The organism is Bradyrhizobium sp. Ai1a-2 (genome assembly GCF_000426245.1).
Classification (GTDB): Bacteria; Pseudomonadota; Alphaproteobacteria; order Rhizobiales; family Xanthobacteraceae; genus Bradyrhizobium.
Genome location: NZ_AUEZ01000144.1, coordinates 1 through 8832 on the forward strand (window position 1 = coordinate 1; position 8832 = coordinate 8832).

Below are 8832 nucleotides of genomic sequence, written 5' to 3' on the forward strand. Positions count from 1 at the left end.
CGGCGTCGAGACCGTCGTCATGGAATCGACCAGCGTCTACTGGATTCCGATTTTCGAGCTTCTCGATGCCCGAGGATTTACCGTGTTCCTTGTCAACGCGCGCGATGCCAAGCACGTGCCGGGGCGCAAGACCGATGTCAGCGATGCGCAATGGCTGCAGCGGCTCCATTCATTCGGGTTGCTGCGGGCCAGCTTTCGGCCCAAACGGAAGATTGCCGAGCTGCGGGCCTACGTGCGTCAGCGCGAGCGTCTGCTGGAGTACGCGGCCTCACACATCCAGCATATGCAGAAGGCCTTGACGGAGATGAATCTTCAGCTGCACCACGTTGTCGCCGACATCACCGGCGCGACCGGCCTGCGTATCATACGCGCGATCCTTGCCGGCGAAGCGCGATCCGGAGGCGCTGGCCTGCTTGCGCCATTACAGTTGCCACTCCAGCGCCGAGACGATCGCGAAGGCGCTCGCCGGAAGCTATCGCGCCGAGCATCTGTTTGCGCTCGAGCAAGCACTTGCGCTTTACGACGCCTACCACGAGAAGGCATCTGCCTGCGACGCCCGGATCGAAGCCGTGTTGAAGGAACTGAGCATCCATCGCGGTCATGGCCATGGATCAGCGCCGCGGGCCTCGCGGCGTCGGAACCGAACCGATCAGGCGAACGCTCCAGCTTTCGACGTCCGCGAGGCGCTGTTCGCGTTGCTCGGAAAGGACATCACCACGATCGACGGCCTCGGTTCTTGCCTCTCGCTGAAGCTGATCGCAGAATGCGGCGACGACCTCTCCTCGTGGCCGAGTGCAAAGCATTTTACCTCCTGGCTGGGACTGGCGCCGAGTAACAAGGTCTCCGGCGGCAAAATGCTCTCGTCCCGAACGCGCCGATCCGGCGGCCGGGCGGCGGCACTTCTGCGCCTTGCTGCCGTGACCGTGGGTCGTACGGACACCGCGCTCGGCGCCTTTTATAGACGGCTCTCAGCGCGCATCGGCAAGGCCAAGGCCGTGACCGCCACGGCCCGCAAGATCGCAGTTCTGTTCTACAATGCTGTGCGATACGGAATGGACTATGTCGATCCGGGGGCCTCGTCCTACGAGACGCGTTACCGAACGCGAGTAGTCAACAATTTGCATCGGCGTGCCAAGGCATTCGGCTTTGTTCTCCAGCCCTTGGAGCCGAAAGTCGGTGCTGCCGTTTCTTGGGAATCGTTCTCCAGCGTCGACTCGCCGATCTTGGCGTGTAGCGACTTCACATCGATGGCGGGATCGGCGAACCGACTTCCGCTGCCTGGACCGAACACATCGACAGCACCGCCTTCGAGCTGTGCCTTCTACGATGCGATCTGATTGGGGTGAACGTCGAACTGCTCCGCCAGTTGCGCCAGCGTGCGGTCACGCTTGACGGCGGCAAGCGCCACCTTCGCCTTGAAGGCCGCAGTGTGATTCCGCTGTGATCTTCTGCTCATCGTCTCTCCTGATTCGCTGGGCAATCTTGCCTGCCGTCAGGCAGAAACCCCACTTATCGCGCTGTTCAGATTTCCGGGACCAGCTCTCATGTCGCTATTGGAATGCACTTTCAAACCGAAACCCTACGGCCGATTTTTGAACCCGCCGAAGTTGTCCCTAAGGCTGCGAAACGCGGCCGCTGCTTGATGCAGCAAACGCGCAAGTAGCAGAGCAGCCCGCAAAGATTTAGGAGCGCCGGGAATCGCCTCATCACTAGCCACGAGACTTTCGAAGTTAACTAGACCGCGCGCCTGCATCAGGAGCTCTTCCTTCTCACGTTTGAGCGTGTTGACCTGATTGGCCCGAGCATCACTTTCAGTTTGCACGCGCTTGAGTGCCCCTTCCAAATTCATGATTCGGTTCGTTTGGTCTGCATGCCCTGCTTCAAACTGCTCATTCTTAGCCCCCAATTCCCGGGCCTCAGACTTAAGGTTGTGAACCAGCGCGGTAAGCTTGTGAATTTGTTCGAGCCGAGCATCACACTCACCCGTTATGACTTCCAATCTCTTCTCAGATGCCTGCCGCTGCAGCCTGAGGTCCGAGACGGAACTATTCCGCACCTTTTGCCATTCGTCAAAACTTGCACCGCGAAGTAGCGGACAGCCCGTCAGATTCTCACCCAATTCCGTAGCTAAAATACACAGTCCACGGACCGCACCTGTTTCGTCGCCTGAAGGCAACGTGGGGAAAAAAATCTGGGTTGTGTCGGGAATGACTCCCTTTAGGTAGTCTAGGTCCAAGGACTTGCCGGGCCCGTAGTTGTCCCAACCATATCCAAAGTCCGTTGGCACCTGGAAGTCATCAATCGCAATAATTGATTTCGGATGCTTCGCAAAGATGAGCCGAAGCTCCTCACCGAGTGGAAGATCCTCTTCCCAATGTGCGTCCAAATAGATGAACAAAGAATCATGTTCGTTATGTTGGTTGAGCGTGGTCTCTAGAAACTGGCGAGAATCCGCGACATACAGGTTGATGTGGTGAAACTTGGAAAGCCGAGCAGTCGCCTCGAGCGCAAACATCCTTTCCTTTTCGCAGGTATGTATGGGGCCTTTAAAGTGCTCCGCGAACCATTGCGTGGTAATCCCACGAAAAGTGCCGGTTTCGAGAATTGAAACAGGGCGGATGCGCCCGACAAGATCTACGAATATGGCTTGGCGTCCGACTTGCCCATTGAGCGGGCCGCCCCAGCAATCTTGCAGCTCAGCCGAACTGAGCTCAAGTTCGGCCGCCACTCTATACAGCTGCTCCGCTCTCTCGGACTCGCCGTTTCCGTCGTATTGCTTTGCAAGAGCGTTTAGCCCCTGAGCGGCCTTCGCGATCGAGTCGGGTGCAACTGACAATCGAATCTCCTATCTTTCGCGCTCACTGTCCACATTTTGGGAGCGTTCGTTTTTCGCCCCAGCCTACCAAGTTCCTCTTGCACAACATCGTTATAAGAGCTCTCATTAAGATTCAACGCCTTTGCAAAATCGTCGCGAAACATCGGTCACCGGGTGAGGCCCGTCGGTCACTCCGTCGCCTGCGTGCTCTCGTTGAGATAGGCGCGGTAGGCGAGCACAATGCCATCTTCCAACGAGGCGCGAGCGTGCCAGCCGAGTGCGCGGAGACGGCTGAAGTCGAGCTGCTTGCGCGGCGTGCCGCGAGGTGTCGTGGCCGATCGCGCCGGTATGCCCGGTGGTGCGCGCGACAGCTTTGACGAACTCCGCCAATCGAGATGTTCTCACCGGTCCCGATATTGACTATGTCGCTGCTGGAATGCATTTTGATCAGGTGCACGCAGGCGTCCGCCATGTCGTCGACATAGAAGAACTCCCGCTGCAGCGTGCCGGTGCCCCAAACGACCACGTTGGGAGCGCCTGCGAGCTTCGCCTCATGGAGGCGGCGGATCAGCGCGGGGAACACGTAACTATACTCGGGATGATAATTGTCGTTGGGGCCGTAGAGATTGGTGGGCATCACGCTGATGGAGTCGCACCCATACTGGCTGCGATAGGCCTCCACCATCTTGATTGCGGCGATCTTTGTGATCGCGTAGGGCTCGTTGGTGATCTCCAACGGGCCCGTGAGCATGTAGTCCTCGCGCAGGGGCTGCGGGGCAAGCTTGGGATAGATGCAGGAGGAACCGAGGAACATCAGCTTCTCGGTGCGGTTCAGATAGGCCGCGTGGATGACGTGGGCCGCAATCGCGAGGTTGTCGTAGATGAACTCCGCGCGCAGCGTATTGTTGACTACGATGCCGCTGACCTTGGCCGCGGCCCGGAACAAGGCTTGCGGCTTCTTCTTGGCAAACCAGTCGAACACCTGGGCCTCGTCGCCGAGGTCGAGCTCGGCGCGGCCTGCGGTCAGGATCTCTACATCTTCCTGCGAAAGCCGACGGGCAAGCGGCCCGCCGACCACGCCGCGATGGCCGGCCGCGAAGGCCGTCTTGCCCTTCAGTTCATACGGTGTGCTTGCCATTGCGACTTCCAGTCGGGCTTCGCTGAAGTCGCCCGCCACCATTTCCTTCACCAGCTGCGCACAGCGAGCCTTCAGCTTCCAGCCAAGCTTGGCCGTCGCCCTGCTGGAGTCGCCGATCAGAAGATCGACCTCGGCAAAGGCAAGCTCGGCGAACTCCCGCACCGAGCGCGCCTCGCCGGATGCGAGCACATAATCGTCCGGCGCGTCGGCCTGCAGGATCGGATGCATGCCCTCGACATAGTCGCGTGCATAGCCCCAGCCGCGCTTGGCCTCGAGATTGCCGAGATAGAGCGTCTCTTCCAATCCCGCTTCGACGCGGGCGACGCCACGGGTGAACTTGCGGGTGAGAACGGTCTCACCACGGATCGGGCTCTCATGGTTGAACAGGATGCTGTTACTGGCAAACATCCCACAGGCCTCGCGGTAGTTCACCGTGACCCAGTAGCCATAGAGCTTTGCGACGGCATAACGCGAGCGCGGATAGAAGGCAGTAGTTTCCTCCTGCGGGATCTCCTGCACCAGGCCATAGAGCTCGGAGGTAGAGGCCTGATAAAAGCGGGTTTCCCACTCCCTGCCGAGGATGCGGCTGGCCTCTAGCAAGCGCAGCACGCCGATTGCATCCGCATTGTCGGCATATTCCTGGTCGGTCACGCCGGCAATCAGCGCTACGCGCCGCTTCGAGTCTCGAACTGTCGTTGTCCCTTCGGGTGCAGTAAACGACATGCTGCCCTTATTACTCGTCATTTCGAAGTCAACTCAAAGTAGATTTCAATCAGGCGGTTGGACCGCAACCATTGCGCTTGATTCGGAGCCAAGCAGCCGAAAAAATGCAGAGGCTCAGGCCAACGAAGGCACGCAAATCGAGGTAAGCGGTGATCCACCCGCATCATATACAGCATCGACCGTCACACAATATATACATTCATATAGATTGAGCTGGGGGCGCGCGCGTTGTTGAGCGTCGAGGACGGAGAAAACTAGGTGTTTAGTCCCGGCATTTGCTGGAGCGGATTGAGATTGAATCGTTCTGGCTGGGAAAGTCCAGCATTTGCAGATGTACTCGTAGGGTGTGAGGCTTTTCAGGGTCTTCAGCCGCCGAGCGTGGTTGGCGGTGATGAAGTCGGCAAGGTGAGTTTCGAGCTGATCGTGTCGATCGTAATGGTAGCGTTGGACGGTCGCTCGCTTTATCGTGCGGTTCATGCGCTCGACCTGGCCATTGGTCCAGGGATGCTTGATCTTGGTCAGCCGATGTTCGAACCCCGTGTTCTTGGCATGGCATATCGAACATATGCGTCACGTATCTTGCCGTCGGGCCGTCCGCATGGCGCGGCGGGAAGGTGAACTGGATCCCATTGTCGGTGAGCACGGTATGGATCTTGTAGGGGACAGCCGCGATCAGAGCTTCGAGGAAGGCCGAGGCCGAGGTCCTTCCCGTCTTTTTGACCAGTTGCACGAAGGCGAACTTGCTAGTGCAATCGATTGCGACGTAGAGGCAGAGCTTGCCTTCGGCAGTCTGGAGTTCAGCGATGTCGATGTGGAAATAGCCGATCGGATAAGCCTTGAACTTTTTCTTCGAAGGCTTGCCGCCTTCAACTCCAGCAATCGGCTGATGCCGTGGCGCTGGAGGCAGCGATACAGGGATGACCGCGTCAGATGCGGGAAGGTCGGCTGCGGGGCATAGAGGCAATCGTCGAGCGGCAGCAGCGCATGCCGCCGGAAAGCGACGATGATCGCCTCTTCCTCGATGGAAAGGACTGTCGAATTGGCTTCCTTGGGGCCCGTCGAACGATCGGCGACAGTCTCGCGCTGCTTCCACTTCGCGACAGTCTTCTGGTTGATCCCGCAGCGTTTGGGGCGAGTGCTCTCAGGCTCTCTTGACTATTTTGTATTGCTCGACGGATTGCCTCCGTCGTGGTGGCGCAGCCGTGTAAAACTTGTTCCATAGCGCATCCCTCGAATCGTGCGACAAGAGTGCACCATCAAAACCTGGGACTAAACAACCTGTTGCGAACTATTTCGGCACGCATGGTATCTGTGGCCGCGCAAGCGACGTGACCGTGCCGGAGGTCGAGTTTGGCGCTTCACCCGTAAGATTGGCACTCTTTGTGACCGGAGTTGCGCCGCCAGCTGCTTGTGACCTGCCACTGAGTTTTCATCCAGCGGCGGTTAGAGTCTCGGAGTTTTGTACGCCAATGGCGCGGGTGGAGCAACGGACGATCGGCGGAGCTGGTCGGGGTTGCGTAGCCGATCGTCCGTTGCGGTGAGGTGGGTGGCATAGGCCGCGGGGGTTAGGTATTTCATCTTCCGATCCGCGCTCACGATCGAGCGGGTCCGCCGTTCCGACAGGCTCATGACGGCCTGCAGAGATGCGCGACCGCAGCGCGCTTGGCGGCGGGCCCTACCATTTTTTTTGAAAGAAGCTCGCGAAGGGCGGCCGCATCGAGCATCTGCTCGGCCAGAAGCTTCTTCAGCTTCGCGTTCTCCTCTTCCAAGGCCTTCAGTCGCTTGGCCTCGGAGACATCCATACCGCCGAATTTGGCCTTCCAATTGTAGATCGTCGCCTCGGAAATCCCATGCTTGCGAGCCAGGTCAGCCGTCTTCGCACCCGCCTCATGCTCCTTCAACACCGCGATAATCTGATCTTCCGAAAACCTTGCTCGCTTCATCTGTCCGTCCTTCTGCGGGCCGGACTCTAACTCCATCTGGAGGAAATACGCAGGGGCAGGTCAATTGCTTGCGGCAAGTCACTAAGCGTTCGCAATCCCTGCGACCATGCGTTCCGGCGATCCTTCGAGATCTCCCAGATCCAAACGCTCATGGATCCCGGGCCGCATCACCGGCGTTTCGGGGGTAATGGCACGCTCTTTGCTGGCGGCTTTCGCCAGGCGGTCAAAACGTATGGCAGAGATAAATCCATCGCGTGGATGGTTCCGATCCACACAATCGATTTTACGGCTGATCAATAATAATGGCAGATATGAAACCGTCGTTCGCGGGTAACAAAATTTAGGCTGCAACGATGGTTGCCGATCTTTGTCCGAGATCCGAGAAAAGAGTCGGATATCGAGTTTCGACCGAGGTGCACGTGCATTGCGCTGATCGTCTGGGGCGGGCTGCGCAATCGGTGTGGCCGGGCGATGCGAAATGCCGAGCCGATCCCGTAGGCACGGACTGCTGGTAAACGTTTGTATGGCTTTCTCAGCCCTTTCTATATCGGCCGCTGGCTTCCGTAGAATTGAGCCAGCCTTCAACATCTTCTTAGCTCCGCGCTCAATGCAACCGTCGAAAGCCAAGTGTTCTGTTGGCGCGAAGCCAAATCTTCTTTGATGCACATTTGCGGGAGCGTTGGTTCAATTGGAATGCCCGGCTCGCTCGGACAATCCGTAAAAGTCGGTTCAGGGGCTTGCCATAGTACCTATGGAAACCATGAAGGAGTCTCGGTCTTGCTAACAGTACATGAGCACATCGTTTCGCTTCTCCAAAAGCCCGATCCGGTCATTTTGGATATCGGTTGCAATGACGGAACCGATACCCAATGCTTTCTCAGGCTCTGTCCAGAGGCCAAGCTCTATTGCTTTGAGCCAGACGTCCGCGCGGCTGCCCGCTTTAAAACGAACATGAGGCCGTACCTCGACAAGGTGGCGCTATTTGAAATCGCCATCAGCGACCGAAACGGTAAGGCCACCTTCCATCCGAGCAATGGAGAGGGAGAAGCGAAAGAATGGGACCTCTCTGGTTCAATACGTCGACCCAAGAAGCATCTTGTCGAATATGATTGGGTTCGGTTCGATCAGCCCATCTCAGTTGAGACTCGAAGACTAGACGATTGGTGCGGCGAAGCGAATCTGAACAAGATCGATCTCATTTGGATGGATGTGCAAGGAGCCGAGGCGGACGTTATCGCTGGCGGCAAGGGCACCTTCAGCAATACGCATTTCATCTACACAGAATACAGTGACAAAGAGCTCTACGAAGGGCAGCTGTCGCTGCAAGGCATCCTTCAGCTCTTACCCTCATTCGAACTGGTGACCCAGTATCCCCGCGCAGTCTATGGCGATGTATTGCTCAGGAACACCAGCTTTTAGAGCACTTGTGATCAAAGCGGATTGTATCCGCAATGACGGAGGTAGTTGGCGCATTCGTCAGGAGTGAATAGCTTTAGGGAGCGACCGATGAAATCCCAAAGGGCATCGACGGTCCTGGCTTGGGCTTGTCGCAATAGTTCTTTGAGTTTGGCGAAGGCCATTTCGATCGGATTGAGATCGGGGTTGTAGGGCGGCAGGAACAGGAGGCGTGCGCCGGCGGCGGCGATGAGGCGCGCCGCCTCTCAGTTCTTGTGGCTCGACAGATTGTCGAGGATCACCGTGTCGCCCTTGCGCAGCACGGGAACGAGGATTTGCTCGACATAGGCAAGGAAACACTCGGCATTGATCGGCCCGTCGAGCACAAAAGGGCGCAATCCGCCCCTCGCAGGTGAGGCCCGCAAGAAACGTCGTCGTCTTCCAGTGACCGTTCGGCGCATGGCCGAAGGCGCACGCACCGATGTCGGCCTAGCATTACAGTTGTGTTTTTGCTTTGAAGTGTGCGCGTTGGGCGGCCGCTTGATGCGCTCGACGCCAGAGTGACCATGCGACGATATGCGAGGGCGGTATGCGTTTTCGTGCGAGTTTGATGGCGATGCGGCGAATTTCCTGGATTGACCAGCGGATCAGTGACGCCGTGGCTTTGCTTTGGCTTTTGCCGCGTGGCGACGTTTCGTTTTTTTGGGCGGTGGCGGATTAGCGCGATGTCGGATCGCCGCCATCATAGCGAAGGCGAGCATGGCCATGGAAACATGACGATGCCAGCCATGCCAGGATCGGCTCTCGTTGTGATCGAG

The 8832-nt window shown here is 57.9% G+C and carries 3 protein-coding genes and 8 pseudogenes; 2 read left to right on the plus strand and 9 right to left on the minus strand.

The genetic code is table 11. The annotated features are described in order from the left end of the window. Positions 1 to 1163: pseudogene (locus K288_RS48575) on the plus strand (IS110 family transposase); the annotation flags it as partial. A gap of 32 nt (positions 1164 to 1195) precedes the next feature. On the opposite strand, the pseudogene K288_RS55270 reads toward K288_RS48575, so the two are convergent. The 7 genes and pseudogenes from K288_RS55270 to K288_RS53175 form a co-directional block, all read right to left on the minus strand. Further along, a pseudogene (locus K288_RS55270) lies at positions 1196 to 1456 on the minus strand (transposase); the annotation flags it as partial. 123 nt (positions 1457 to 1579) lie between these two features. Next, positions 1580 to 2836, minus strand: coding sequence for a hypothetical protein (locus K288_RS0141295; RefSeq protein ID WP_027584634.1), 1257 nt, complete (start codon positions 2834 to 2836; stop codon positions 1580 to 1582). 167 nt (positions 2837 to 3003) lie between these two features. Further along, positions 3004 to 3953 (minus strand): annotated as a pseudogene (locus tag K288_RS53165) (GDP-L-fucose synthase). Then, positions 3934 to 4580 (minus strand): annotated as a pseudogene (locus K288_RS53170) (GDP-mannose 4,6-dehydratase); the annotation flags it as partial. The pseudogenes K288_RS53170 and K288_RS53165, both read right to left, overlap by 20 nt. A gap of 350 nt (positions 4581 to 4930) precedes the next feature. Then, positions 4931 to 5896 (minus strand): annotated as a pseudogene (locus K288_RS51590) (IS481 family transposase). Between the two features lie 355 nt (positions 5897 to 6251). Then, positions 6252 to 6619: pseudogene (locus K288_RS0141315) on the minus strand (transposase); the annotation flags it as partial. A gap of 81 nt (positions 6620 to 6700) precedes the next feature. Further along, positions 6701 to 7207, minus strand: a complete 507-nt coding sequence (locus tag K288_RS53175; RefSeq protein WP_152535945.1) for a hypothetical protein — start codon at positions 7205 to 7207, stop codon at positions 6701 to 6703. 105 nt (positions 7208 to 7312) lie between these two features. Between K288_RS53175 and K288_RS0141320 the strand changes: the two genes are divergently transcribed. Then, positions 7313 to 8038: an FkbM family methyltransferase gene (locus tag K288_RS0141320; RefSeq protein ID WP_084800106.1), complete on the plus strand. Its 726-nt coding sequence runs from the start codon at positions 7313 to 7315 to the stop codon at positions 8036 to 8038. Positions 8039 to 8049: 11 nt separating this feature from the next. On the opposite strand, the pseudogene K288_RS55275 reads toward K288_RS0141320, so the two are convergent. After that, a pseudogene (locus K288_RS55275) lies at positions 8050 to 8470 on the minus strand (IS630 family transposase); the annotation flags it as partial. Between the two features lie 191 nt (positions 8471 to 8661). After that, positions 8662 to 8832 (minus strand): annotated as a pseudogene (locus K288_RS53180) (IS701 family transposase); the annotation flags it as partial.

Bases quoted from the DNA above. Each gene is read 5' to 3' on its own strand.
- K288_RS53175 (WP_152535945.1), bottom strand. From the start codon at position 7,207: ATGTTGAAGGCTGGCTCAATTCTACGGAAGCCAGCGGCCGATATAGAA.
- K288_RS0141320 (WP_084800106.1), top strand. From the start codon at position 7,313: ATGCCCGGCTCGCTCGGACAATCCGTAAAAGTCGGTTCAGGGGCTTGC.